Source organism: Promicromonospora sp. NPDC090134 (assembly GCF_044746965.1).
In the GTDB taxonomy this organism is placed as follows: domain Bacteria; phylum Actinomycetota; class Actinomycetes; order Actinomycetales; family Cellulomonadaceae; genus Promicromonospora.
Window position 1 is genome coordinate 53,364 of the sequence record NZ_JBIVCZ010000002.1, and the last position, 23,696, is coordinate 77,059.

At 72.2% G+C, this 23,696-nt stretch carries 25 protein-coding genes; 11 read left to right on the forward strand and 14 right to left on the reverse strand.

The window, feature by feature from the left end:
* Nucleotide 1: 1 nt before the first annotated feature.
* The 6 genes from ACIPN7_RS06685 to hflX all read right to left on the reverse strand — a co-directional run bounded on the left by ACIPN7_RS06685 (nt 2) and on the right by hflX (nt 7,771).
* Entirely contained in the window at nt 2-913 is a 912-nt protein-coding gene (locus ACIPN7_RS06685) for a carbohydrate ABC transporter permease (RefSeq protein ID WP_400539259.1), read from the reverse strand.
* Nucleotides 913-1,881: a carbohydrate ABC transporter permease gene (locus ACIPN7_RS06690; RefSeq protein ID WP_400539261.1), complete on the reverse strand. Its 969-nt coding sequence runs from the start codon at nt 1,879-1,881 to the stop codon at nt 913-915. Before ACIPN7_RS06690 ends, ACIPN7_RS06685 begins: the two co-directional genes overlap by 1 nt.
* 7 nt (nt 1,882-1,888) lie before the next feature.
* Nucleotides 1,889-3,262, reverse strand: a complete 1,374-nt coding sequence (locus ACIPN7_RS06695; RefSeq protein WP_400539263.1) for an ABC transporter substrate-binding protein — start codon at nt 3,260-3,262, stop codon at nt 1,889-1,891.
* 72 nt (nt 3,263-3,334) lie between these two features.
* Nucleotides 3,335-4,993, reverse strand: coding sequence for a glycoside hydrolase family 13 protein (locus ACIPN7_RS06700; protein ID WP_400539265.1), 1,659 nt, complete (start codon nt 4,991-4,993; stop codon nt 3,335-3,337).
* 53 nt (nt 4,994-5,046) lie between these two features.
* Nucleotides 5,047-6,066 carry a LacI family DNA-binding transcriptional regulator gene (locus ACIPN7_RS06705; protein WP_400539267.1) on the reverse strand — a complete coding sequence of 340 codons (1,020 nt, stop codon included), beginning with the start codon at nt 6,064-6,066 and terminating at the stop codon, nt 5,047-5,049.
* A 163-nt stretch (nt 6,067-6,229) separates the two neighbouring features.
* A complete protein-coding gene (gene hflX, locus ACIPN7_RS06710) occupies nt 6,230-7,771 on the reverse strand; it encodes a GTPase HflX (protein ID WP_377232169.1) in 1,542 nt (513 codons plus the stop codon).
* Between the two features lie 186 nt (nt 7,772-7,957).
* On the opposite strand from hflX, the gene ACIPN7_RS06715 reads away from it, so the two are divergent.
* Nucleotides 7,958-8,542 (forward strand): hypothetical protein, encoded by a 585-nt coding sequence (locus tag ACIPN7_RS06715; RefSeq protein WP_400539270.1) that lies wholly within the window; start codon nt 7,958-7,960, stop codon nt 8,540-8,542.
* 22 nt (nt 8,543-8,564) lie between these two features.
* On the opposite strand, the gene ACIPN7_RS06720 is transcribed toward ACIPN7_RS06715, so the two are convergent.
* Nucleotides 8,565-9,149 carry a GNAT family N-acetyltransferase gene (locus ACIPN7_RS06720; protein WP_400539272.1) on the reverse strand — a complete coding sequence of 195 codons (585 nt, stop codon included), beginning with the start codon at nt 9,147-9,149 and terminating at the stop codon, nt 8,565-8,567.
* A gap of 52 nt (nt 9,150-9,201) precedes the next feature.
* On the opposite strand from ACIPN7_RS06720, the gene ACIPN7_RS06725 reads away from it, so the two are divergent.
* The gene (locus tag ACIPN7_RS06725) at nt 9,202-9,801 is read left to right on the forward strand and encodes a class I SAM-dependent methyltransferase (RefSeq protein WP_400539274.1); all 600 of its coding nucleotides are present in this window, start codon (nt 9,202-9,204) and stop codon (nt 9,799-9,801) included.
* Between the two features lie 63 nt (nt 9,802-9,864).
* Here ACIPN7_RS06725 and dapF read toward each other — a convergent pair whose 3' ends face one another.
* The 3 genes from dapF to ACIPN7_RS06740 are packed head-to-tail and all read right to left on the reverse strand — an operon-like array spanning nt 9,865 to nt 12,473.
* The gene (gene dapF, locus ACIPN7_RS06730) at nt 9,865-10,830 is read right to left on the reverse strand and encodes a diaminopimelate epimerase (RefSeq protein WP_400539275.1); all 966 of its coding nucleotides are present in this window, start codon (nt 10,828-10,830) and stop codon (nt 9,865-9,867) included.
* Nucleotides 10,827-11,834: a tRNA (adenosine(37)-N6)-dimethylallyltransferase MiaA gene (gene miaA, locus ACIPN7_RS06735; protein WP_400540398.1), complete on the reverse strand. Its 1,008-nt coding sequence runs from the start codon at nt 11,832-11,834 to the stop codon at nt 10,827-10,829. Before miaA ends, dapF begins: the two co-directional genes overlap by 4 nt.
* Before the next feature lie 3 nt (nt 11,835-11,837).
* A complete protein-coding gene (locus ACIPN7_RS06740; protein ID WP_400539277.1) occupies nt 11,838-12,473 on the reverse strand; it encodes a hypothetical protein in 636 nt (211 codons plus the stop codon).
* A 94-nt stretch (nt 12,474-12,567) separates the two neighbouring features.
* Between ACIPN7_RS06740 and ACIPN7_RS06745 the strand changes: the two genes are divergently transcribed.
* The 5 genes from ACIPN7_RS06745 (at nt 12,568) to ACIPN7_RS06765 (ending at nt 15,844) form a co-directional block, all read left to right on the forward strand.
* On the forward strand, nt 12,568-13,167 hold the full coding sequence (locus tag ACIPN7_RS06745) for a YbjN domain-containing protein (RefSeq protein WP_285104952.1): 600 nt from the start codon (nt 12,568-12,570) through the stop codon (nt 13,165-13,167).
* Complete coding sequence (locus tag ACIPN7_RS06750) at nt 13,164-13,754, forward strand: YbjN domain-containing protein (RefSeq protein WP_400539279.1); 591 nt, start codon at nt 13,164-13,166, stop codon at nt 13,752-13,754. Before ACIPN7_RS06745 ends, ACIPN7_RS06750 begins: the two co-directional genes overlap by 4 nt.
* Before the next feature lie 119 nt (nt 13,755-13,873).
* On the forward strand, nt 13,874-14,827 hold the full coding sequence (locus tag ACIPN7_RS06755) for a WXG100 family type VII secretion target (RefSeq protein WP_400539281.1): 954 nt from the start codon (nt 13,874-13,876) through the stop codon (nt 14,825-14,827).
* A 73-nt stretch (nt 14,828-14,900) separates the two neighbouring features.
* Nucleotides 14,901-15,551 (forward strand): hypothetical protein, encoded by a 651-nt coding sequence (locus tag ACIPN7_RS06760; protein ID WP_400539283.1) that lies wholly within the window; start codon nt 14,901-14,903, stop codon nt 15,549-15,551.
* A complete protein-coding gene (locus tag ACIPN7_RS06765) occupies nt 15,548-15,844 on the forward strand; it encodes a hypothetical protein (protein ID WP_400539287.1) in 297 nt (98 codons plus the stop codon). The genes ACIPN7_RS06760 and ACIPN7_RS06765 overlap by 4 nt, the downstream gene beginning before the upstream one ends.
* Before the next feature lie 53 nt (nt 15,845-15,897).
* On the opposite strand, the gene miaB is transcribed toward ACIPN7_RS06765, so the two are convergent.
* Nucleotides 15,898-17,559 (reverse strand): tRNA (N6-isopentenyl adenosine(37)-C2)-methylthiotransferase MiaB, encoded by a 1,662-nt coding sequence (gene miaB / locus ACIPN7_RS06770; RefSeq protein ID WP_400539289.1) that lies wholly within the window; start codon nt 17,557-17,559, stop codon nt 15,898-15,900.
* A 137-nt stretch (nt 17,560-17,696) separates the two neighbouring features.
* On the opposite strand from miaB, the gene ACIPN7_RS06775 reads away from it, so the two are divergent.
* From ACIPN7_RS06775 to ACIPN7_RS06790, 4 genes are all read left to right on the forward strand, one after another.
* Entirely contained in the window at nt 17,697-18,512 is an 816-nt protein-coding gene (locus ACIPN7_RS06775) for an amino acid ABC transporter ATP-binding protein (RefSeq protein ID WP_400539291.1), read from the forward strand.
* A gap of 64 nt (nt 18,513-18,576) precedes the next feature.
* Nucleotides 18,577-19,428: a glutamate ABC transporter substrate-binding protein gene (locus tag ACIPN7_RS06780; RefSeq protein ID WP_400539293.1), complete on the forward strand. Its 852-nt coding sequence runs from the start codon at nt 18,577-18,579 to the stop codon at nt 19,426-19,428.
* Nucleotides 19,429-19,569: 141 nt separating this feature from the next.
* The gene (locus ACIPN7_RS06785) at nt 19,570-20,259 is read left to right on the forward strand and encodes an amino acid ABC transporter permease (RefSeq protein ID WP_400540400.1); all 690 of its coding nucleotides are present in this window, start codon (nt 19,570-19,572) and stop codon (nt 20,257-20,259) included.
* Complete coding sequence (locus ACIPN7_RS06790) at nt 20,256-21,155, forward strand: amino acid ABC transporter permease (protein WP_400539295.1); 900 nt, start codon at nt 20,256-20,258, stop codon at nt 21,153-21,155. Before ACIPN7_RS06785 ends, ACIPN7_RS06790 begins: the two co-directional genes overlap by 4 nt.
* Before the next feature lie 80 nt (nt 21,156-21,235).
* Here the strand turns inward: ACIPN7_RS06790 and ACIPN7_RS06795 are convergent, their stop codons facing one another.
* From ACIPN7_RS06795 to ACIPN7_RS06805, 3 genes are all read right to left on the reverse strand, one after another.
* Entirely contained in the window at nt 21,236-21,889 is a 654-nt protein-coding gene (locus ACIPN7_RS06795) for a regulatory protein RecX (RefSeq protein ID WP_400539297.1), read from the reverse strand.
* Nucleotides 21,890-21,923: 34 nt separating this feature from the next.
* The gene (gene recA, locus ACIPN7_RS06800) at nt 21,924-23,144 is read right to left on the reverse strand and encodes a recombinase RecA (protein ID WP_400539299.1); all 1,221 of its coding nucleotides are present in this window, start codon (nt 23,142-23,144) and stop codon (nt 21,924-21,926) included.
* A gap of 261 nt (nt 23,145-23,405) precedes the next feature.
* Nucleotides 23,406-23,642: a DUF3046 domain-containing protein gene (locus ACIPN7_RS06805; RefSeq protein WP_400539301.1), complete on the reverse strand. Its 237-nt coding sequence runs from the start codon at nt 23,640-23,642 to the stop codon at nt 23,406-23,408.
* Nucleotides 23,643-23,696: the final 54 nt, after the last annotated feature.

Consider the following 23,696-nt stretch of genomic DNA (forward strand, 5'->3'; position numbering starts at 1 on the left):
GCTACCCCTTCACGGCCCCGCCCAGGCCCGCGCCACTGAGGAACAGGCGCTGGAACGCCAGGAACAGCGCGATGGGCAGCACGGTCGAGATCGCGAGCGCCGCGAGGAACACGTCGAGCTCCAGGTAGGGCGCGATGGCGGGCAGGCGGACGGACAGCGGCTGGTTGTCCGGGTCGGGCAGCACCAGCAGCGGCCAGAGGTAGTCCTTCCAGGCGGCGATCACGGCGAACACCGAGACGACGCCGAGGATGGGCTTGGACATGGGCAGCACGATGGACCACAGCAGCCGGAAGGGTCCGGCGCCGTCGACCCGCGCGGCCTCGAAGATCTCACGCGGCAGGCCGTCGAAGAACCGCTTGACGAGCAGCACGTTGAACGCGCTGGCGCCCATCGGCAGCCAGACCGCCCAGAAGGTGTTGAGCAGGCTGATGTGCAGCAGCGGCACGTCGAGGATCGTGAGGTAGAGCGGGACGAGCAGCACGACCGCCGGCACGAAGAGCGTGGCGAGCACGAGGCCGAAGATCAGGTTGCCGTACCGGGGTCGCAGCACGGACAGCACGTAGCCGCCCGTGGTCGCGACGAGGAGCTGGAAGAACCAGGCACCCACCGCGAGGATCAGCGTGTTGACGAAGTAGTGGTCGATCTCGGCGCGGCCCCACGCGGTGGTGAGGTTGGCCCAGTCGATCCCGTTCGGGAAGAGGCCGAGCGGCTGGCGCAGGGTGTCCTGCGTCGGGGTGACGGCGGCCTTGGCGAGCCAGAGGATCGGCCCGAGCCCGGCGAGGACCAGGGTGACCAGGAGGCCGCCCTGGAGCACGCCGAGCGAGCCCCGTACGCTCGCCCGCCGGCGGTCGTGGGCCGAGACGATGCCCCGCTCGGCGACCGCGACGGCGGCCGGCCGGTTCTTGACTGCCATCAGCTGCTCCAGGGTCGGGTCACGCGGAAGTAGATCGCGGACAGGACGGCGAGGACGCCGGCGAGCATGAGGCTCAGGGCGGTCGCGGCCCCGTAGTTGCCGCCGAGGCTGCTGCCGAACGCGTAGTCGTAGATCAGCATGAGAACGGTGAGGGTCGCGTTGTTGGGGCCACCGCCGGTGAACAGGAACGGCTCCAGGAACACCTGGGAGGTGCCGATGACCTGCAGGATCAGCGTGATGAACAGGACGCCGCGGAGCTGCGGCAGGGTCACGTGCCAGATCTTGCGCCACACGCCCGCGCCGTCCACCTCGGCCGCCTCGTAGAGCTCGGTGCGTACCCCGACCAGTGCGGCGAGGTAGATGATGACGGTCCCTCCGGCCGCGGCCCAGGTGGCCTCCAGCACCAGGGACGGCATGGCGCTGGACGCGTCCTGCAGCCAGGGGAACGGCCCGAGGCCCACCCAGCCGGCGATGGTGTTGAACACGCCGGTCGGCGAGGCGTCGTAGAAGAACTTCCACAGCAGCACGGCCACGACGGGCGGTACGACGACGGGCAGGTACGCGAGCGCCGAGAACAGGCCCCGCATGCGCCGCACCTCGCTCATCAGCACGGCGGCGGCCAGCGGCAGCGGGTAGCCGAACACGAGCGCGAGCAGCGCGAACCACAGGGTGTTCGCCACGGCCTTGCCCAGGAGCGGGTCCTGCAGCACGAACACGAAGTTGTCGAGCCCCACGAACTCGGGGGTCGAGATGAGGTTGGTCTGCTGGAGGCTCATGACGAGCGCCCGGCCGATCGGGAACCAGGAGAACACCCCGAAGACCAGGATCATCGGCAGCGCGATGATCAGGGTGCTCAGGCCGCCGTCGCGCAGCCAGTCCCGGGGCGTGCGGCGGGCACGCGGCCGGGGTCCGGACGACGACGGCTGCGGGGCCGTCGTCGTCCGGAGCGGGCTGGAGAGAGTCGTCATCCCAGGGTCAGCTGCGGTCGAGCAGTCCCTGGACCTGGGTCTGGGCGTCGGCGAGGAGCGCGTCGACGTCCGCGTTCTCGTCCGTGAGCACCGCCTGGACCACGGGGTCGAGTGCCGCGTACACGTCCTGCGTGGCGACGGCGGGCTCGGGGATGACGGGCTGGTCGAACATCTGGTCCGTCATGGGGGCGAAGTTCTCCAGCGGGACGTTGACCAGGTCCTTGATCCACGCCTGCTGCTGCTCGTAGGTCTCGCGGTCGAAGATCGGCAGTGCCGGCGCGCCCACGGGCTGGTCGGTCTCCGCGGCGACCTCCGCCTCGGCGACCGCCTGCTCCTGGTCGGTCAGCTTGGAGATGTAGTAGAAGTCGATCCACTTCACGGCCGCGGCCTGCTCGGCCTCGGACGCCGCGGAGCTCACCGCGGCGAGCGTGCCGCCGCCGAGCGTGCCGGCGTCGTCGCCCTCCAGGGGCAGCACCGTGACGCCGTACTCGTCCGGGTTCATCTGGTTCTGCGTGAACAGGTTGGGGTAGTTGGCGCCGCCCGAGACGTACATGCCGATCTTGCCGGCGGCGAAGTCCTGGTTGATGGTGCCCCAGTCGTACAGGAAGCTGGAGCCCATGGAGTTGTCCTCCCAGCGCATCTCGTGGAGCATCTCCAGCGCCGCGACCGTGGCGTCGTTGTCGACGGTCGCGGTGGTCTCCTCGCCCTCGCCCTCGGTCATGCGGCCGCCCAGCGCGTAGGTCTCCGTGGTGAGGATCCAGCCGCCGGTGTTGCTCTGCGTCATGTGGGCGTAGCCGGCCTGGCCGGTCTTGTCCGAGATCGCCTTCGCGGCCTCGCGCACCTCGTCCCAGGTGGTCGGGGGGTTGTCCGGGTCGAGGCCGGCCTCCTCGAAGAGCGCCCGGTTGTAGTGCAGGCCCTGGTTGTAGGCGGCGATCGGCACGGCCCACATGTTGCCCTCGGCGTCCTGGCCCGCGGCGGCGATGGTGGGGTTGAACTGGTCCGCGTACGGCAGCTCGGCGACGAGCTCGCTGACGTCGGCGATCTGCCCGCGCTCGATGAGGGCGCGCCCGTCGGTGAACGGGATCGGGAAGACGTCGGGCAGCGTGCCGCCCGCGAGCTCGGCGGCGAACGTGGTGCCGGACCAGGTGAACTCCTTTGTCTCCACCTGGATGTCCGGGTTGGCCTCCTCGAACTGCGCGATGCGCTCGTCGAACGCGTCGATCGCGGCCTGCTCGAGGCCGGCGTCGATGGAGACCTCGATGGTCACGGGGCCCTCCGGCTCGTCCGCGGCGTCCGAGGACGAACCGCAGGCCGTGAGTGTTCCCGCGAGCGACAGGACACCCACCAGGGCGAACGCCGCGCGCTTGTTTGCTGACTTCATTGTCACTCCTTGGTCGTGTGCCGCTGGGTCGGCACGTCTGGGGGAAGGTGGTTCTCGGCCGGGCGCCGAGGATCAGGACGGCAGGCCGAGCCAGACAGCGATGTCCGGTCCGACGACGCCGTCGACGGGGCCGCTCGCCAGGAGCACCGTGGCCCCGGCGGGCAGGGGGACGGGGTTCGTCCCGAGGTTGGCGACGCAGGCGAAGCCCGCGCCGCGGGTGAAGGCGAGGACGTCGTCCCCGCCGAGGTCGAGCCACGCGAACTCCTCGGCGTGCAGCGCGGGGAGGCCGCGACGCAGGTGCAGCGCCTGGCGGTACAGGCTCAGCATCGAGCCGGGGTCGGCGTCCTGGGCCTCGACCGAGAGGTCGGCCCAGCCGGCCGGCTGGGGCAGCCAGGGCGCCGCGCCGTCGTCGGGCCCGAAGCCCAGGCTTGCGCCCGTGCGCGCCCACGGCAGGGGGACCCGGCAGCCGTCGCGGCCCGGGTCCACCCCCTCGGAACGGAAGTGCATGGGGTCCTGGATCAGCTCGCGCGGCACGTCGGCCTCGGGCAGGCCGAGCTCGTCGCCCTGGTAGACGTACAGGGCGCCCGGCAGCGCGGCGACCAGCAGCGACGCGGCCCGCGCGCGGCGGGTGCCGAGGTCCAGGTCGGACGGCGTGCCGAACCGCTTGGCGGCGAAGTCGAAGGACGAGTCCGCGCGGCCGTACCGGGTCACGGGCCGCGTGACGTCATGGTTGGAGAGCACCCACGTGGCCGGTGCGCCGACCGGGGCGTGCGCCTCGAGCGTGGTCCGGATCGACTCGCGCAGCTCCTTGGCGTCCCAGGGGCGCGCCATGAAGTCGAAGTTGAACGCCGTGTGCATCTCGTCCGGCCGGAGGTACTGCGCGAAGCGCTCCTGGTCCGCGAGCCATACCTCGCCGACCAGCACGCGAGGCTCCGCGTAGTCGTCGGCGACACGCCGCCAGCCGCGGTAGACGTCGTGGATCTCGTCGCGGTCCAGGTGCGGGTGCTCCCCCGGGCCGGGGGTCGCGGGCACCTCGCGCAGCTCCGGGTCCTTGATGATGAGCGCCGCCGAGTCGATCCGGATGCCGGCCGCGCCGCGGTCGAACCAGAACCGCAGCACGTCCTCGTGCTCCTGCCGCACGTCGGGGTGGTTCCAGTTGACGTCCGGCTGCTCGGGCGTGAACAGGTGCAGGTACCACTGGCCGGGCGTGCCGTCCGGGTTGGTGGTGCGGGTCCAGGTCTCGCCCTGGAAGCTGGAGACCCAGCCGGTGGGCATCTGCTCGCCGTCCGGGCCCTTGCCGTCGTGGAACCAGAACCGCTCCCGCTCGGGCGAGCCCGGCCCGGCCGCCAGCGCGGCCTGGAACCACTCGTGCTCCGAGGAGATGTGGTTGGGCACCACGTCGACGATCGTCCGGATGCCCACCGCGCGGGCCTCGGCGATCAGCGCCTCGGCGTCCGCCAGCGTGCCGAACGCCGGGTCGATCGTGCGGTAGTCGCGCACGTCGTAGCCGCCGTCCGCCAGGGGTGAGGCGTACCAGGGCGTGTACCAGATCGCGTCGACGCCGAGGTCGCGCAGATACCCGAGCCGGGAGCGGACACCGGCGAGGTCACCGGTGCCGTCGCCGTTCCCGTCCGCGAAGCTGCGGGGGTAGATCTGGTAGATCACTGCGCTGCGCCACCAGTCGCTGGGGGCCGGGCGCGGTTCGAGGTGCGCGTCGGACGTCGTCGTCATGCCGTGAACCGTAATTCACGTGACAACGACCGCGCAAGAACTCGACAAGAAGTTTATCGTTTCGCGACAACCTTCGTCGCGGCGGTGGAGGCGCGCACCACGAGCTCCGGCTCGAACAGCAGCTCGTCGCGCGGTACGTCGCTGCCGGCGATGAGGCCCGCCAGCAGGTCCACGGCGGCCCGCCCCATCGGCTCGATGGGCTGGCGCACGGTGGTCAGCGCCGGGTCGGTGGAGTTCATCAGCGCGGAGTCGTCGAAGCCCACGACCGATACGTCGGCCGGGCAGGACAGCCCGGCCCGGCGCACCGCCCGGATCGCGCCGAGAGCCAGCGGGTCGCTGGCGCAGACGATCGCCGTGGCACCGGCCTCGATGAGGCGGTTGGCCGCGGCCTGGCCGCTCTCCAGGGAGTACTGCGAGTGCACGACCAGCCCGGAGTCGAGCTCCAGGCCGTGGCGCTGCGCGAACCGCTGGGCGGCGGCGAGCTTGCGCTCCGACGGCACGTGGTCGGCCGGGCCGAGCAGCAGACCCACGCGCCGGTGCCCCAGCGAGGTGACGTGGCCCATCGCCTGCTCCATGGCCACGAGGTCGTCGCAAGCCACGCGGGGGAACGCCAGGTCCTCGATCGAGGCGTTCATCAGCACCACCGGCAGCCCCAGGTCCTCGAGCCGCCGGTAGTGCGCGTGGTCGGCCTCCCGCTCGGCGTAGAAGCCGCCCGCGAAGATCACGCCCGAGACCTGCTGCTGGAGCAGCAGGTCGATGTACTCGGCCTCGGTCACGCCGCCGGCCGTCCGGGTGCACAGCACGGGGGTGTACCCCTGCTGGGCGAGCGCCCCGCCGATCACCTCGGCGAACGCGGGGAAGATCGGGTTGACGAGCTCCGGCAGCACCAGCCCGACGAGCTTGCCGCGGCTGCCCCGCAGCTTGGTGGGCCGCTCGTAGCCCAGCACGTCGAGGGCCGTGAGCACGGCGTCCCGCGTGCCCTGGGACACCCCGGGCTTCCCGTTGAGCACGCGACTGACCGTCGCCTCGCTCACGCCTACCTTCTTCGCAACATCCGCCAGCCGTCTCGACATGAGATCGATCCTAGCCACGAAGAACGCAAATCGCTTGCAGTGGTTGCGCGTCACTGCAAGCCGCTTGCGTAGCCCGTCGAGGTCCCGGAGACCGCCCCGGAAACGTGTCAGACGCCCAGATCCCCGGAGGGACCTGGGCGTCTGACAGGTGGGGAGGGACGGGTCAGTGCGCCACGGCCACCTGACGCAGCTCGGTGGCGAGCTGCTCGTCCACCCTGCCGCGCAGGTGCGTGCCGGCGGCGACGTGCTCGGTGAGCTCGATGTCGCCGTGCTCGTGCACCCGGTGCACCAGGTCGCCCCGCTCGTACGGGACCACCAGGTCCACGTGGACGCCGGGCCGCGGCAGCTCGGCCGCGATCCGGGCACGCAGCTCGGCGATCCCCTCGCCGGAGTGCGCGGAGACGACGGCGGTGTGCCGCTCGCGCCGCTGGATCCGCCCGACGACCGTCGGGTCGGCGACGTCGGCCTTGTTCAGCACCACGATCTCGTGGACGTTCTCGAAGGCCGGGATCTCGGACAGCACCTCGCGGACCGCGGCGATCTGCCCCTCCGGGTCCGGGTGGGACGCGTCGACCACGTGCAGCAGGATGTCGGCGTCGCCGACCTCCTCCAGCGTGGACCGGAACGCCTCGACGAGCTGGTGCGGCAGGTGCCGCACGAACCCGACCGTGTCCGTGAAGGTGTAGACGCGGCCGTCCTCGGTCTTGGTGCGACGGACGGTCGGGTCCAGCGTGGCGAACAGCGCGTTCTGGACCAGCACGCCCGCGCCGGTCAGCGCGTTGAGCAGCGAGGACTTGCCCGCGTTCGTGTAGCCCGCGATGGCGACCGCAGGGATCGCGTTGCGCTTGCGGCTGAGCCGCTTGGTCTCGCGGGCCGGCTTCATCGCGACGATCTCGCGCCGCAGCTTGGCCATCCGGTCACGGATGCGCCGCCGGTCCAGCTCGATCTTGGTCTCACCGGGGCCGCGCGAGCCCATGCCGGCCCCCGCGCCGCCGACCTGGCCACCGGCCTGGCGGGACATCGACTCGCCCCAGCCGCGCAGGCGCGGCAGGAGGTACTCGAGCTGGGCGAGCTCGACCTGGGCCTTGCCCTCACGGGACTTCGCGTGCTGCGCGAAGATGTCCAGGATCAGGGCCGTGCGGTCGACGACCTTGACCTTCACCACGTCCTCCAGCGCACGGCGCTGGGACGGGGCGAGCTCGCTGTCGACGATCACGGTGTCGGCGCCGGTCGCCAGGACCACCTGGGCCAGCTCCAGCGCCTTGCCGGAACCGAGGTACGTGCCGGGGTCGGGCTTCTGCCGCCGCTGCAGCAGGCCGTCCAGCACCTGGGAGCCGGCGGTCTCGGCCAGTGCGGCGAGCTCGCGCAGCGAGATCTCCGCGTCGCGGGCCGCGTGCTCGCCGCCCGAGAACAGGCCGACGAGCACCACCTTCTCCAGGCGCAGCTGCCGGTACTCGACCTCGGTGACGTCCTCGAGCTCGGTCGACAGGCCGGCCACGCGGCGCAGCGCGGTGCGCTCCTCGAGGTCCAGCTGGTCGCCGTCGGCCACGGTGTGCACCGTTCCGCCGTCGGCACGTGCGGTCCCCGCCCGAGCGAGAACCCGTGCCACGACATCGTTCGCGATCGCCTGGGCGTCTGCCTGGGCCGCGCGGAGTTCGGGCGTCTCCTCTGCGGGGAGCTCGGGCTCTGTCGGGGTGTGGGTCATGTACTACCTAACTCTCGATGGTTCTTGCCTTCGTACAACAAGGATCCCACGCCCGAAAGTCCCGCGGCTATGTCTTTCCCCAGATGTCGCCCCGGACCCGGGCACCTGTGGATAACCAGCACGGGCCGACTGCGGCCGCTAAGACTTGGAGGACGACAACCACCGCACGCAGGGGACGGTACGACCATGCCCGAAGAGACCGAGGGACCCGACCGGACGGGCCGCCCGTGGACCGACGAGGAGACCGCGCGGATCGTGGCCCTGGTGCGCGACGGCGCGGACGAGCACACCGTCACCCTCCGGGCCAGGCGCTCCACCACCTCGGTGGTGCACCGGATGCGCCGGATGCTGCCGCTCGAGCACCGCTCGTGCCCCGCCGACATGGTCGTTCCCGCCCTGCGCGGCCACCTGCGCGACCCGGACTACGACTGGCGGGCGACGATGCTCCTGACGCCGCCCCCGCGGCCGGTGGTCCGCTCCCCCGACATCGTCCGGACGGGCGTGGCCGGCCTGACGGACGGCGACCTCGTCGGCATCACGCACAGCGTGCTGCTCGACGACCGCGCGGCCACCGCCGACCTGCGCGAGCGCCTCGTCGGCGAGGTCCGGGACCGCGGACTCGGCCGACAGGTCGTCGACTCCCACGAGACCTACCTGACCACGCTCCGGGAACCGTTCGGTGTCCGGGACCTCGACGAGTGGGTCCACCGCTGGTCCGAGGCGGTGGGTCTCGGCGTGAGCCGGTTCCCGGACTACCCGCCGTGGCAGTGACGCCGTCCAAGGCGCCGGTCGGTCAGAAGTCGAGCCGCATGACCCGGCGGCGCTTGGTCGGCCGGCTGACCTCGGCCAGCCCCGCCGCGGCGAACGGCCCGGGCGTGCCGACGTTGACCTCGCCCCAGGTGATCTGCTGCCCCGGGTCGGGGACGATCGGGTAGCCCTCGACCGCCTGCGCGCCCCGCTCCCGCGCGTGCTCGACGGCGGCCGCCGCGAGCTCGTACATCAGGCCCCGCTTGCGGTAGCCCACGCGCACGGCGAAGCACGTGACGGCCCACACACCGGCGTCGTCCTTGTCCTCGTGCCGGCCCGCCCACGGGACCTGGCTGCCGCGGTACCGGACGAAGTCGGTGCGGGGCGCCACCGCGACCCAGCCGGCCGGCTCGCCGTCGACGTACCCGAGCAGCGCGCCGGACGTCGGGGCGTCCGGGGCCGGGTCGAGCTGCTCGCGCAGCTCGTGGGCCCGCTCCTCGACGGGCAGGTACCACCAGGCGCGGTCGCCCAGCCGGATGCGCTGGCACTGGCAGTGGTGGGCGCCGCCGCGCGTGCCGAACACGGTCTGCACGTCGTCCCACCGCTCGACGGTGGCCTCGGCGATCTCCATGCCCGCAGGCTGGCACCGGTCGTCACCGGCGGCAACCGCCTAGGATCGTCCGGTGTCCAGCGACCACTACTTCACCGCACAGCCCGCCTCGGACGACGAGCGCCGCACCCGGACCGTCCGCCTCGCCGGGCGCACGCTGGAGGTCGAGGTGGCGGCCGGCGTCTTCTCCCCCGGCGGGCTCGACAAGGGCACCGCGGTGCTGCTGGACCATGTGCCCGCGCCCCCGGCCACGGGCGACCTGCTCGACCTGGGCTGCGGGTGGGGGCCCATCACGATCAGCCTGGCGCTGGCGGCGCCGGAGGCCACGGTCTGGGCTGTCGACGTCAACGAGCGCGCCCTCGACCTGGTGCGGCGCAACGCCGAGCGGCTCGGCCTGGACAACGTGCGCGCAGCCCTGCCCGACGACGTGCCCGACGACGTCCGGTTCGCCGCCTGCTGGTCCAACCCGCCCATCCGCGTGGGCAAGCAGGCGCTGCACGACCTGCTGACCCGCTGGCTGCCCCGGCTGGAGCCGGACGCGGCGGCCTGGCTCGTGGTGCAGAAGAACCTGGGCTCCGACTCGCTGGCCCGCTGGATCACCGAGGCGCTGGGGCTCCCGGTCGAGCGGACGACGTCGTCCAAGGGCTTCCGCGTGCTCCGCGTCGCGGGCTGACCTGTCGGCCCCCCGCACGTGTCAGACGTACAGGTCCCCCGAGGGACCTGAGGGTCTGACACGTCAGAGGGAGACGCGGCCCGAGTAGACCAGCTCCGCCGGGCCCGCGAGCTCGACGTTGCCGCCCGGCAGCACCCGCACGCGCACCTCGCCGCCCGGCACCTCCACCATCCACGTGTCGGGGGCGCCGGCGCCGGACGAGCCGCCCTGCCAGGTCCGCACCGCGAGCGCCGCGGCGCAGGCGCCCGTGCCGCAGGACGGCGTCTCGCCCACCCCGCGCTCGTGCACCCGCATGCGCAGGCGCCCGACGACGCCGTCGGGCCCCTCCTCCTCGCCGAGCGGCACCACGAGCTCGACGTTGGTGCCGTGCGGCGGCACGGGCGCGACCTCGGGGGCGTGGAAGAGCTCGAGCGCGGCAAGCTCCTCGACGCTCGCGAGGGCGACGACGGTGTGGGGGTTGCCGAGGTCGACGCTCAGGGCGGGCCGCGGTGCGGTCCAGCCGCGCACCGCCACGGCGGCGTCGTAGCCGTCGACCGCAGCGGTCTCGCCGCCGGGCAGGAACCAGCGGCCCATGTCGACGGCGTACCAGCCGCCGGCCTCCTTGGTCACGCGCTTGACGCCGGCGCGCGTGCCGAGGCTGAGCGGGCCCGCGGACAGGTCGGCGAGGCCCTCCTGCTCGGCGAACGCGGCGAAGACGCGCACGCCGTTGCCGCACATCTCGGCCACCGAGCCGTCGGCGTTGCGGTAGTCCATGAACCACTCGGCCGTCGGGTCCTGTGCGAGGGCGGCCTGGGCAGCCTCCTCGCCCGCGCTCGCCAGGGCGGCGGTCGGCGCGAGGCGGATCACGCCGTCGCCGCCGATGCCCGCGCGGCGGTCGGCGAGCCGGCGCACGTCGGCCGGCGTCAGGTCGAGCAGCCCCTCAGGATCCGCGATCAGCACGAAGTCGTTCTGCGTGCCGTGGCCCTTGGTGAAGGCGAGGGTGCCGGGCGTCGGGACGGAGGGCACGGGGCTGGTCGCGGGCTGCGTCATGACCCCAGGCTACGGCGCACCGGCTCGGTCCCGGCAACCGCCAAGGTCCCGGCGTCGGCGGCGGCCACGACCGCGAGGGCGTCGTCCAGCAGGTGGGGCGAGGCCGCGTCGAGCCAGTGCACGCGCGGGTCGCGGCCGAACCAGCCCATCTGCTTGCGCGCGAGGCGCCGCGTGTTCGCGGTGACGGCCTCCCTGGCCTCGGCCTCGGTGGACTCGCCGCGCCACCAGGCGAGCACCTCGGCGTAGCCGACGGCGCGCGCCGCGGTGACGCCGAGCCCGCTCCCGGTGCCACCCTGCTCGGGGCTCGCCAGGCCGCGCACCTCCTCGACAAGGCCGCCGTCCCACATCCGGTCCACGCGGTTTCCGACCCGCGCGTCGAGCACCTCCCGCGAGCAGTCCAGCCCGATCTGCACCGCGGGGCGCACGTACTCCTGGCGCGGCAGGTTGGCCGTGTAGGGGCGGCCGGTGATCTCGATGACCTCCAGCGCCCGCACGATGCGACGGGTGTTGTGCGGCCCGATGCTCTCGGCGGCCTGCGGGTCCAGGCGCTCCAGCTCGGCGTGCAGGGCGCGCCGGCCCTCGGTCTCGGCCCGCGCCTCGAGCCGTTCCCGGACGGCCGGGTCCGTCCCCGGGAAGTCCATCTGGTCCAGCAGCGCCCGCACGTACAGGCCCGACCCGCCGACGACGACGGCACGCGCGCCGCGGCCCGAGATCGCGTCCAGATCGGCGCGCGCGGCCTCCTGGTAGCGCGCCACGGACGCGTCCTGGGTGGGGTCCAGCACGTCGAGCTGGTGGTGCACGATCCCGCGCCGCTCGGCCGGCGGGACCTTGGCCGTGCCGACGTCCATGCCGCGGTAGAGCTGGTAGGCGTCGGCGTTGACGATCTCGCCCGCCACGGCGTCCGCCACGGCGCCGGGCGCGCCGCCCAGCGCCTCGGCCAGGTCGAGCGCGAGGTCCGACTTCCCGGTGGCGGTGGGCCCCACGACGGCGACGATCACCCCGATACCTTAGGCCAGCACGGTCACGCGGTACTCGGGCGGCAGGTGGTCGTGCGACTGTTCGAAGACCTGGACCTGCGGTGTCCAGGCGTCGGCGCCCGCCGCGCGCAGGGCGGCCCGGACGCCGTCCGTCAGCGCCCCGGGGTCGCTGTCGAGGCCGCCGGGCGCTCCCCCGCCCGCGACGACCAGGCCGGCGGCGTCGCACAGCAGGGGGTCGGGCCCGGCGACCGGTCCGGGCCAGGACGCCGGGACCTCCAGCACCTCGACCTCCGCGACCCGCTCGCCCAGCACGTCCGCGAGCGCCAGCAGCGCCACCGAGGCGCCGGTCCCCGCGACCGGACGGATCTCGTCCGTCCAGGACCAGGCCACGCCGACGCGCCGTCCCGCACCCGGCGGAGGGTCGGGCAGCCAGCGGTCTCCGATGCCGGAGCCCGCCAGGGACGGGCGCATCCGGCCGTGCCGCAGGGCGGGGCCGTGCGCCAGGACCAGCGGGACCCGGCCACCCTCGGTGAGCCGCGCCAGCGCGGCGGCAACGGCGGCGCGGACGTCCGCGAGCGGGTCCGTCCGCAGGCCAGGGGCCGCCCCCGGGACGAGCAGCAGGGTGGCGGGCAGGATGACGGCGTGCACGATGGATGAAAGTAGCACCGGGCGCGGCACCTGGCCGTTCCTGGGCGATTCCACCCGGCTTTCCGGACGAAGGGCGCAGCGCGACCGGGGGTCTGGCAGGTACTGTGGTCAGGTGAGGTTCTTCGGGTCACGACGCCGGAACACGGCGGGCGACGGCGACCGTGCGGCCACCGGCCCGCAACAGCCCGAGCCCAGGGAACTCGACGACGACGAGCTGCGGGCGCAGGTGGAGGGTGTGCTGCTCCGCGAGCTGACGGGCGGCCTCGACGATCCTTCTTCCGTTCCCGAGCCGCTGACGCGCGACCGCGTGGTCGAGTGGCTGGGCGAGAACGGGTTCAGCTACTTCGTGGACTCGGAGGGCGACGTCGGCGGGCTGTGGCACGGCTGGCTGTTCTACTTCCTCATGGTCGGCGAGAGCTCCGAGGTGCTCCAGGTGCGCGGGCAGTGGCACCGGGACCTGACCATCGAGCGGCTCGAGGAGATCCTCGAGCTCTGCAACGAGTGGAACGCTGAACGCATCTGGCCCAAGACGTACGTGCGCGTGCGTGACAACGGGGCAGTGCTGGTCTACACCGAGGTGACGGTCGACCTGGAGCACGGTGTGACCGAGGACCAGCTCGACCAGCTGCTGCAGTGCGGCCTGACCACGGGCTCCATGTTCTTCGAGCATCTCGACGAGACGTTCCCCGACCCGCTGAGGTCCGCGCCATGACGCCGCCCCGCAACGGAGGCGGAGCTGGCCGCTGGCTCGCACGACTCCTGAACCCTCGTCCCCCGGCCGCCCGGCGCCCCACGGGTGCGCAGGTGCGCACGCTCGCGAACGCCCAGGTGGAGAAGCCACGGCCGCTGAGCACGCAGCGGGTCGGCGACGACCTGTCCCGCCGCGGCTACCGCTTCCGCATCGACGACGACGGCGACGTGACCGGCACCTGGGACGGCAACCGGTTCTGGTTCCTGCTGCTCGGCGAGCACGACGAGATCCTGCAGGTGCGGGGCCGCTGGGCGGGTGCGCTGCCCGCGGCGGCCCGGCTGGCCGTGCTCCAGGCCGCGAACGACTGGAACCGCGAGCGCATCTGGCCCAAGGTCTACACCCGGGAGGAGGGCGCGGGGCTCGCCCTGTACGCCGAGGTCTCGGTGGACTTCGAGCACGGCGCCACCGAGGAGCAGCTCGCTCAGACCGTGTCGTGCGGGCTGGTCACCGCGAGCCAGTTCTTCTCGACGGTGGCGTCGCTGGCCCCGCCGTCGGACACCGAGGCGGACGGCGCCGAGCCGGACGCTCCGGACGGCCCGTCGAAGTAGGCGCGCTCCCCCGCACGACCCCCGACGGGCAGTTCTCCCCGTCGAGCTGTTTCGCCCTGTTGTCGCAGGTCAGTTACGGTCCTGAGCAGACGACGACCGGACGAGCGGCAGGGGAACCGATGGGTGAGATGTGGGGCGCTGACATCACACAGCTGCGCGCCCTGGCACGAGAGTTCGAGGGGGCCGCGCAGTCGCTCGACACCACGGTCAGCGAGGTCACGTCCATGCTCTCGAGCGTGGAGTGGCTGGGACCGGGCGGTGACCAGTTCCGCGGGGAGTGGGACGGGCACCACGCGCCCGCGATCCGCGGCGTCTCCGGCAGCCTGGCCGAGGTCAGGGGGATCCTGGAGCGCAATGCTGACGCGCAGGAGGAGACGAGCGGCGACTACTCCGGTGCGGGCGTCGGCAGCTGGCCTGGCGGTGATGAGCGGGTCGCCCCGCCCTGGACGCAGTCCGGAGAGGACGACGGCTGGCTCGAATCGCTCACCGGTGCCATCGGTGAGGCGAGCTGGTGGGCCACCCTCGGCGGCGTGGGCCAGTTCGGCATCGACCTGGCGAGCCGGTTTGCGACGGGCGTCTGGGGCGTCGCGGACAACGTCCCTGGTGTGGGCGGCGCCATCGGCGCGGCGGGCAAGTTCTTCGCGGGCGCATCCATCGCGTTCGGCGCCTTCCAGCTCGGCCAGGGCATCGGCTCCGGCGACTACTGGATGGCGGGCGACGGCGCTATCACGGCCGGGTTCGGCGCCGCCGGGCTCCTCGTCGCGGCCGGCCTGGTCTCCAACCCCGTCGGGTGGGCGATCCTCGGGGCGGGCGCGGCCTGGGCCGTCGCCGACCTCTTCATCGACGGGAACGTCACCGAGACACTCTGGAACGGGACCTCTGACGCCGCCGGCTGGGTGTGGGACACGGGGGGCGACCTGGCGAGCGGCGCCGCCGACCTGGCGGGCGACGCCCTCGACACCGGCGGGGAGCTGCTGAGTGACGCCGGGGACGCGATAGCCGACACGGCGGGCGACGTCCTGGACGCGGGCGGCGCCCTGATCGACGGCGCGAAGGACCTGTTGCCGTGGTGACCCGTACCCGGAGCCCACGCGGCTCCCTCGACCTGGAAGAATCGTGGCCGAGCGGCCTGACGAGGAGGAACCGATGACCGAGCAGAACCCCACGGGCCCGGCCGGCGGCCGTGCCGACCAGACGATCGAGCTGACCGGCTTCGAACTGCTCAGCCTGCTGTCGCTCGGCGAGGGCGACCCGGCCCGCATCACCCGTGAGTCCCTGCGGCTGCCCGAGGTCCCCGAGGGCTCCGCCCTGATCGGCGCGGGCCTCAGCTCGCTGCTGGTGCGCAAGCTCGCCACGGTGAACGACGCCGGGGTGCTCGCCCCCCAGGGCAAGGTGCTCGCGCTGACCGCCGTGCTCAACCGCGCCACCGAGTGGATCGAGGCCGCCGGGGTCTCCGGCGAGACCAACCATGTCGCCCTCCTCGTGAGGTCTCCCGACGGCGCGGCGCTGATCGAGCCCAAGCCATATGGCATCTGGCAGGCGCTGCCGGTGCCCGCGACCGACCGGCTGATCGACGTCGCCGCGCGCTACGTCCGAGCCACGTACCAGGACGTCGACACGCTGCCCTTCGCGGGGAGCATCAAGCTCATCGCTCCCGCCGGGGACCGGGCCGCGGCCGTGCGGATCGGCGAGGACAAGGCCTGGGAGATCTCCAGCGGCCCGGTGGAGAGGCTGCCCCGGCCGGTGCCCGTCGAGGCCGACCCCACGTTCGGCGTCCTGGCCAAGGCGCTCGCATGAGGGGCTCGCCGGCCAAGGACCGCTGGTCCGACCGGGGCGACCCCGACATGGCCCGCCGGCTCGCGCGGATGTGGGTGTCCTTCGCGGTCATCGCCTGGGTGCTCGGCGGAGTCGCCTGGCTCGCGTGGTGGGTCGCCCAGGTCGGGAACTACGACAACAACTTCCGCGGCTTCAGCGCCGGCGACGGCTTCCCCTGGGTATTCATCGGCCTGTGCGTCGTCGCGGGCGTGTGGTGCCTACCGATCGCCCGGGCCCAGCGGGCACGGGCACACTACCTGCAGCAGAACCGCTGACCGAGCGGCGCCCGGCCGGCCCCGTCACCGCGACGTGGGTCGGCCTCGTCGTATCAGCGACGCAGCGTGGGCAGGCCCAGCGAGACGGGGCCCGACGGCGCCGGCGTGCCGTGCGAGTGCTCGTCCTCGCCCCCGCCGAGCCGCGCCTTCTCCCGCGCGGCCCACGCGTCGCCCGACCGGGTGCGGCGCACCACGAGGCCCGCGGCGTCGGCGGGCTCGGCGATCAGGTGGTGCGGGGCCGCCTTCGTGACGGTCACGGTCACCGTGTCGCCCGGGCGCGGCACGCCCGCGGGGACGACGTCGAGCAGGCGCGGGTCGTCAAGGTCCGCCGGCGCCCGGGTGAGGTCCACGCCGGGCAGGAGCGCGGCGTCGGGCACGGTGGTGAGGTCGAAGTGGACCAGGCGGTTGTCCGCCGCGCGGCCCGACAGGCGGTGCGTGGCGCCGTCCTTGCGGCCGGAGCCCTCGGCGACGAGCACCTCGAGGGTGCGCCCCACCTGCTGGTCGGCCTCCTCGGCCCCGATGCGCTCCTGCAGGGCGAGCAGGCGCTCGAACCGCTCCTGCACGACCGCCTTGGGGAGCTGGTCCTCCATGGTCGCGGCGGGCGTGCCCGGGCGCGGCGAGTACTGGAAGATGAAGGCCGAGCTGAACCGGGACGCCTCGACCACGCGCATGGTCTCGGCGAAGTCCTCCTCGGTCTCGCCCGGGAAGCCCACGATGATGTCGGTGGTGATCGACGCGTCGGGCATCACGGTGCGGACCCGGTCGAGGATGCCGAGGAACTTCTCCGAGCGGTACGAGCGGCGCATCGCGCGCAGGACCCGGTCCGAGCCGGACTGCAGCGGCATGTGGAGCTGCGGCATGACGTTCGGGGTCTCGGCCATGGCGGCGATCACGTCGTCAGTGAACGCGGCCGGGTGCGGGGACGTGAACCGCACGCGCTCCAGGCCCTCGATCCGGCCGCAGGCGCGCAGCAGCTTGGCGAACGCGCCGCGGTCGCCGAACTCGACACCGTAGCTGTTCACGTTCTGGCCCAGCAGGGTCACCTCGATGGCCCCGGCGGCCACGAGCGCCTCGACCTCCGCGAGGATCTCCCCCGGACGGCGGTCGCGCTCCTTGCCGCGCAGGTGCGGCACGATGCAGAAGGTACAGGTGTTGTTGCAGCCCACCGAGATGCTGACCCAGCCCGCGTAGACGGACTCGCGCTTGGTCGGCAGCGTGGACGGGAAGACCTGCAGGGACTCCGCGATCTCGACCTGCGCCGCCTCATTGTGCCGGGCGCGCTCCAGCAGCACGGGCAGGGCATCGAGGTTGTGCGTGCCGAAGACGACGTCGACCCACGGGGCCTTCGCGACGATGTCACCGCGGTCCTTCTGGGCCAGGCAGCCGCCGACGGCGATCTGCATGCCCGGCCGGGTGGCCTTGATGCCCGCGAGCTGGCCGAGGTTCCCGTACAGCTTGTTGGCGGCGTTCTCGCGCACGGCGCAGGTGTTGATCACCACGACGTCGGCGGCGTTCGCGGCCTCGTCCTGGCTGGACGCGCGCGTGTAGCCGGCCTGTTCGAGCATGCCGGCCATGTGCTCGGAGTCGTGCACGTTCATCTGGCACCCGAGGGTGCGGACCAGGTAGGTGCGGGGCTGCTCGGACGCGGCGTCGCCGACGGCGGTGTCGGTCGCGGCGGCGTCGAGCGGGACTGTGGGCAGGGCGGTCGTGGACATCGCCTCGATTTTACGACCCCTTTCGAGCCGTACCGAACGGTTGATCCAGGCACATTACGGGCATCTGTTACCGAAACGTTGTGCCGGGATGACCCGTCGACTTGGCCCTTGAAACATCGGATCGTTAGGTTCAAGGGATGGACCAGAGCACCTCGCCCACCGGCCAACCGGTGTCCGACGAGATCGTGGACGCTCCGACGTCGGACGGCGCCCTCGGGGCGCCCCTCGTCGAGCTGACGCACGTGAACAAGCACTTCGGCGCGCTGCACGTCTTGCAGGACATCAACCTCACCGTCCGCAAGGGCGAGGTCCTCGTCGTGATCGGCCCGTCCGGCTCCGGCAAGTCCACGCTGTGCCGGGCGATCAACCGCCTGGAGACCATCGACGACGGCACCATCACCGTAGACGGCAAGGAGCTGCCCGAGGAGGGCAAGGCCCTGGCGCAGCTGCGCGCCGAGGTCGGGATGGTCTTCCAGTCGTTCAACCTCTTCGCGCACAAGACCGTGCTCGACAACGTCACGCTCGGGCCGCGCAAGGTCCGGGGGCTGTCCAAGAAGGCCGCGGAGGAGCAGGCCCGTACCCTGCTCGACCGCGTGGGCGTCGGCAACCAGGCCGGCAAGATGCCCGCCCAGCTGTCGGGCGGCCAGCAGCAGCGTGTCGCGATCGCGCGGGCCCTGGCGATGCAGCCGAAGGTGATGCTGTTCGACGAGCCGACCTCCGCCCTCGACCCCGAGATGATCAACGAGGTGCTCGACGCCATGGTGGCGCTCGCCCGGGACGGCATGACGATGATCGTCGTGACCCACGAGATGGGCTTCGCCCGCACGGCCGCCGACCGCGTCGTCTTCATGGCGGACGGCCAGATCGTCGAGGAGGCCACCCCCGAGGAGTTCTTCACGGCACCCAAGAGCGAGCGCGCACGGGACTTCCTCTCCAAGATCCTGACCCACTGATCTTCACCGACCGATCCCACCCCCTCGGGACCCCGACCGGGTCCCGGACTACCGAAGGGCAATCATGCGCAAGCACACCATGGGCCTCCTGGCGATGGCGGCTGCCTCGACACTCGCGCTTTCCGCGTGTGGCGGCGGCGAGGTCGGCGAGCCGACCGGCGGCGACGACACCGCCGCGGGCGGCGACACCATCCGCATCGGTATCAAGTACGACCAGCCGGGACTCGGCCTGCAGGAAGGTGACACGTTCACGGGCTTCGACACCGACGTCGCCCGTTACGTCGCCGACAAGCTGGGCTACTCCGAGGACCAGATCGAGTTCGTCGAGACCATCTCGGCCAACCGCGAGACGGCGCTGCAGAACGGCGACGTCGACATGATCTTCGCGACGTACTCGATCAACGACGAGCGCAAGGAGCTCGTCTCCTTCGCCGGCCCGTACTTCGTCGCCGGCCAGGACCTCCTGGTCGCGGCCGACAACACCGACATCAAGGGCCCCGAGGACCTGGAGGGCAAGAACCTCTGCTCGGTCACCGGGTCGACCTCCGCCGAGAACATCAAGACGCAGTACTCCGAGGGTGTGCAGCTCGTGGAGCGCGGCGGCTACGCCGAGTGCGCCACCGCTCTCGCGTCCGGTGCCGTCGACGCCGTGACCACCGACGACATCATCCTCGCCGGCCTGGCCGCGACCGAGGAGAACGCCGGCAAGTTCAAGGTCGTGGGCGCGCCCTTCTCCGAGGAGCGCTACGGCGTCGGCCTCCCGAAGGACTCCGACCAGTGCGAGGACATCAACGCGGCGATCACCGAGATGATCGAGGACGGCACCTGGGAGGAGCTGGTGACAGCGAACACCGAGGGCGCCGACTACACGCCGAACCCGGACCTCAACCCGCCGACGCCGGACGCCTGCGCGTGACCCTGCAGCACCTCGTCTGACCACAGTGGCTGACGCCGGACCGACTGCCTCCCCCGGGGCGCGGTCGGTCCGGCGTCAGGCACGTCCGGCGTCGTCGACAGGTGTCGCACGCCGCCCCTGACCTATCCCTGAAAGGTGACCGTGGACGACTTCTTCTCCGGGTTCGCCGAGCTCTTCGCTCAGTACGACGTCCTGGGCGCGTTCTGGGTCAACATCCAGCTCACGTTCTGGGCGGCGCTGCTGTCCCTGCTCCTCGGTACCGCGCTCGCTCTGATGCGCATCTCACCGATCGCGTCGCTCCAGTGGGCAGGCACCGCCTACGTGACGATCTTCCGGAACACACCGCTGACGATCATCCTCACGTTCACCTACCTCGTGCTGTTCTCGCAGCTCGGGATCGCCCTCACGGACAACCTGAACACCACGTTCTTCTGGTACGCGGTGCTGGGGCTGGCCGTCTACCACGCGGCGTTCGTCTGCGAGGCCATCCGCTCCGGCGTCAACACCGTCCCGGTGGGCCAGGCCGAGGCCGCGCGCGCGATCGGTCTCTCGTTCCTGCCGGCGGCACGCCTGGTGATCCTGCCGCAGGCGTTCCGCGGGGCGATCGCGCCGCTGGGCAACACGCTCATCGCGCTGCTGAAGAACTCGACCGTCGCCGTGGCGGCCTCGGTCGCGACGGAGACGTCGTCACTGATGAGGACCATGATCGAATTCCGGCCCGACCTCATGGTCGCGATCTTCCTGCTGTTCGCCGTCGGCTTCGTGATCCTGGTGATCCCGATCGGCGTGGGCACCACCTGGCTGTCCCAGCGACTGGCGGTGAAGCGATGAGCGCCTCCGTCCTCTTCGATGCCCAGGGGCCGCGCGCCCGGACCGTGTCCGCGGTCGGCAACGTGGTCGCCGCCGTGGTGGTGCTCGCGGGCCTGGCCTGGATCGCCTCCGTCCTGTACGAGAAGGGCCAGTTCGCGCCCACGCTCTGGGAGAACGCGGTGTCGGCCGAGGCGTGGCAGTTCTACTACCTGCCCGGCCTGCAGAACACCCTGCGCTCGGCGGCCTTCGCCACGGTCGGTGCCATCGTGTTCGGCATCGTGTTCGGCATCGGCCGGCTCTCGCACAACAGCGCGGTCCGCTGGGTGTCCGGAGTCGTCGTGGAGTTCTTCCGCGCCGTGCCGGTCCTGCTGATGATGATCTTCTTCTACATGTTCTTCTCGGCGCAGGCGCAGTGGATCGCCGACCGTCCGTTCGCCGCGGTGGTCGTCGCCCTGGTGCTATACAACGGCTCGGTCATCGCGGAGCTGGTCCGGGCCGGGGTGGGTAACCTCCCGAAGGGGCAGGGCGAAGCCGGCCTGGCGATCGGTCTGACGCGGTCGCAGACCCTCCGGTCGGTCCAGCTGCCGCAGGCCCTCGTCGCCATGCTGCCCGCGATCGTCTCGCAGCTGGTGGTCGTGCTCAAGGACTCGGCGCTGGGGCAGATCATCCTGTACCCCGAGCTGCTCCGGTCGGCCCAGATCCTGTCGTCCAAGGAGCAGAACCCGTTGCAGGCACTGGTGGTGGTGGCCATCGTGTTCATCATCATCAACTGGCTGCTGACCTTCGCGGCGCACCGGTTGGCGCGGCTGCTGTCCAGCCGTACTGCGGGAGCCACGATCGAGGGCACCGGCATCGGCAACCCGACCGCGGCCGGCGGGTTCGTGGGCGGCGGCCCGGGTCCGGGCACGGGCACCTAGCCCACGCACTCGTCGAGAACGCCCGAGGCGCCCCAGCAACAGCTGGGGCGCCTCGGGCGTTCTCGGCCCGGCACCCGGGCTCAGTCCTCGGCGTAGCCGAGGTCGTCCGTCTCCTCGCCCTCCGCGGCCAGCGCGTCCTTGACCAGCTCGAAGGCCAGGCCGGGCGCGTAGCCCTTGCGCGCGAGCGAGCCGACGGCGCGGCGCACGCGCACCTGTCGGTCGAGACCGCGCGTACGGGTGACGAGCTTGCCGGCCAGCCGCGCGCCCGCCGCCCGCTCGTCGTCCGGGTCGAGCTGGTCGAGGGCCTCGACGGCCGTGTCCTCGTCGATGCCGCGCCGGCGCAGCTCCGCGGCGATGCCGCGCCGGGCCAGGCCCCGCTCGGCGTGCCGGGTGCGGACGATGGTCTCGGCGTAGGTCGCGTCGTCCACCAGGCCGACCTCGCCGAACCGGTCGAGCACCTGCACGACCACATCCTCCGGGTACCCCTTGCGGGCCAGGGACTGCTCGAGCTCACGGCGGGACTTCTGCGCCGCCGTCAGGATGCGGAGGACCACCTCACGAGCCTTCTCCACGGCGTCGTCCCGGCTGATCTCGCCGGCCTCCAGGCGCTCCGCGACGGTCTTGCGGGGTGCCCGCTCGCCGCCGCGGTGACCGTTGCGGCGCCCGCGACCGCCTGCCCGGCGGTCCTCCTGGTCACCCTCCGAAAAGGCCGGATGGCCCCGACGCTTCCCCACGCCGGGACCATCCGCTGGATCACCGTACTGCACGTCAGAACGGAGCCTTCTCGGCGGCCGCCTCCGCCTTGGCCGCGGTCTTCGCCGCCGTCGTCTTCACGGCGGTCTTCGCACGCGTCGCCGTCGTCTTCGTGGCCTTGGCCGTGGTGGTCGTCCGTGAGGACGAGCTGGCCGCCGCGACGGTGCCCGTGGGCGGGGTGGCCTCGGTCGCCGACGGTGCAGGAGCACCCGCGGCCGGGTCCGCCGGGGCGTCGACCTTCGGTCCGACGCCCAGCTTCTCCTTGACCCGCTTCTCGATGTCGTTGGCGAGGTCGGGGTTGTCGCGCAGGAAGGACCGCGCGTTCTCCTTGCCCTGGCCGAGCTGGTCGCCCTCGTAGGTGAACCACGAGCCGGACTTGCGCACGAAGCCGTGCTCCACGCCCATGTCGATGAGCCCACCCTCGCGGGAGATGCCGTGGCCGTACAGGATGTCGAACTCCGCCTGCTTGAAGGGCGGCGCCATCTTGTTCTTGACGACCTTGACGCGGGTGCGGTTACCGACCGCGTCCGTACCCTCCTTGAGGGTCTCGATGCGGCGGATGTCGAGGCGGACCGACGCGTAGAACTTCAGTGCCTTTCCGCCGGTGGTGGTCTCGGGCGAGCCGAAGAACACGCCGATCTTCTCGCGCAGCTGGTTGATGAAGATCGCGGTGGTGCCGGACGCGCTGAGCGCGCCGGTGATCTTGCGCAGGGCCTGCGACATGAGGCGGGCCTGGAGACCCACGTGGCTGTCGCCCATCTCGCCCTCGATCTCGGCCTTGGGCGTCAGGGCCGCGACGGAGTCGATGACGATGATGTCGAGCGCGCCGGAGCGGATCAGCATGTCCGTGATCTCCAGCGCCTGCTCGCCGGTGTCCGGCTGCGAGACCAGGAGGGCGTCGGTGTCGACACCGAGCTTCTTGGCGTAGTCCGGGTCGAGCGCGTGCTCGGCGTCGATGAACGCCGCGATGCCGCCCAGTCGCTGGGCGTTGGCCACGGCGTGCAGCGCGATGGTCGTCTTGCCCGAGGACTCGGGGCCGTACACCTCGACGATGCGGCCGCGCGGGAGGCCGCCGATGCCGAGGGCCACGTCGAGGGCGATCGAACCGGTGGGAACCACCTCGATGGGCGCGCGGGTCTCGTCGCCGAGGCGCATGACCGAGCCCTTGCCGAAACTACGGTCGATCTGTGCGAGAGCGGCCTCGAGGGCCTTGTCGCGGTCTGCTGGTGCGGGCATGTGCAACACCTTCGGTCTCTGGGCGCTCTGTGCGCCGACATGGATGGCTCGGTACGTCGTTGCCGACCGTACGCGGAGCCACTGACACGGACGCCTGCTCCGGCCGCCGCCTGTGGACGACGTTCCGAAATCCGTGCCTGTGGTCAAAGTCTAGCCGAACGCGTGTTCGAGGCAAGGCAGGACACACCGGTGTGTCGCAGGACATCTCACCGGGCGGGCCCGGCGGTCGGAGACGGCCGCCGGCGCCGGTCGGGGCACCCCTCAGCGACGCGGCGGCGGGGCCTGCCGGTACTTGTCGGTGCCCCACCGGTCGGCGTCGGGCACGTCCAGCGCGTCGCACAGCGCGTGCCACACGTCGCGCGGCTCGTCGCCGTCCGCCAGGGCGACCACCGGGGTGCGCCCGTCGAGCGCCGGGAGCACCTGTTCGCGTGCCAGCGCACGCCCGTAGGCGGGGCCGAACACCTCGTCGACCAGCTGCCAGAAGTCCCGTTCACGCACCCGCCAACCCTACGACGCCCCGGCACCTCCCCGGCCCGTGTCAGTGGTCGGGGA

Bases quoted from the DNA above. Each gene is read 5' to 3' on its own strand.
- ACIPN7_RS06685 (WP_400539259.1), bottom strand. From the start codon at position 913: ATGGCAGTCAAGAACCGGCCGGCCGCCGTCGCGGTCGCCGAGCGGGGC.
- ACIPN7_RS06690 (WP_400539261.1), bottom strand. From the start codon at position 1,881: ATGACGACTCTCTCCAGCCCGCTCCGGACGACGACGGCCCCGCAGCCG.
- ACIPN7_RS06695 (WP_400539263.1), bottom strand. From the start codon at position 3,262: ATGAAGTCAGCAAACAAGCGCGCGGCGTTCGCCCTGGTGGGTGTCCTG.
- ACIPN7_RS06700 (WP_400539265.1), bottom strand. From the start codon at position 4,993: ATGACGACGACGTCCGACGCGCACCTCGAACCGCGCCCGGCCCCCAGC.
- ACIPN7_RS06705 (WP_400539267.1), bottom strand. From the start codon at position 6,066: ATGTCGAGACGGCTGGCGGATGTTGCGAAGAAGGTAGGCGTGAGCGAG.
- hflX (WP_377232169.1), bottom strand. From the start codon at position 7,771: ATGACCCACACCCCGACAGAGCCCGAGCTCCCCGCAGAGGAGACGCCC.
- ACIPN7_RS06715 (WP_400539270.1), top strand. From the start codon at position 7,958: ATGCCCGAAGAGACCGAGGGACCCGACCGGACGGGCCGCCCGTGGACC.
- ACIPN7_RS06720 (WP_400539272.1), bottom strand. From the start codon at position 9,149: ATGGAGATCGCCGAGGCCACCGTCGAGCGGTGGGACGACGTGCAGACC.
- dapF (WP_400539275.1), bottom strand. From the start codon at position 10,830: ATGACGCAGCCCGCGACCAGCCCCGTGCCCTCCGTCCCGACGCCCGGC.
- ACIPN7_RS06750 (WP_400539279.1), top strand. From the start codon at position 13,164: ATGACGCCGCCCCGCAACGGAGGCGGAGCTGGCCGCTGGCTCGCACGA.
- ACIPN7_RS06755 (WP_400539281.1), top strand. From the start codon at position 13,874: ATGGGTGAGATGTGGGGCGCTGACATCACACAGCTGCGCGCCCTGGCA.
- ACIPN7_RS06760 (WP_400539283.1), top strand. From the start codon at position 14,901: ATGACCGAGCAGAACCCCACGGGCCCGGCCGGCGGCCGTGCCGACCAG.
- ACIPN7_RS06765 (WP_400539287.1), top strand. From the start codon at position 15,548: ATGAGGGGCTCGCCGGCCAAGGACCGCTGGTCCGACCGGGGCGACCCC.
- miaB (WP_400539289.1), bottom strand. From the start codon at position 17,559: ATGTCCACGACCGCCCTGCCCACAGTCCCGCTCGACGCCGCCGCGACC.
- ACIPN7_RS06775 (WP_400539291.1), top strand. From the start codon at position 17,697: ATGGACCAGAGCACCTCGCCCACCGGCCAACCGGTGTCCGACGAGATC.
- ACIPN7_RS06780 (WP_400539293.1), top strand. From the start codon at position 18,577: ATGCGCAAGCACACCATGGGCCTCCTGGCGATGGCGGCTGCCTCGACA.
- ACIPN7_RS06790 (WP_400539295.1), top strand. From the start codon at position 20,256: ATGAGCGCCTCCGTCCTCTTCGATGCCCAGGGGCCGCGCGCCCGGACC.
- recA (WP_400539299.1), bottom strand. From the start codon at position 23,144: ATGCCCGCACCAGCAGACCGCGACAAGGCCCTCGAGGCCGCTCTCGCA.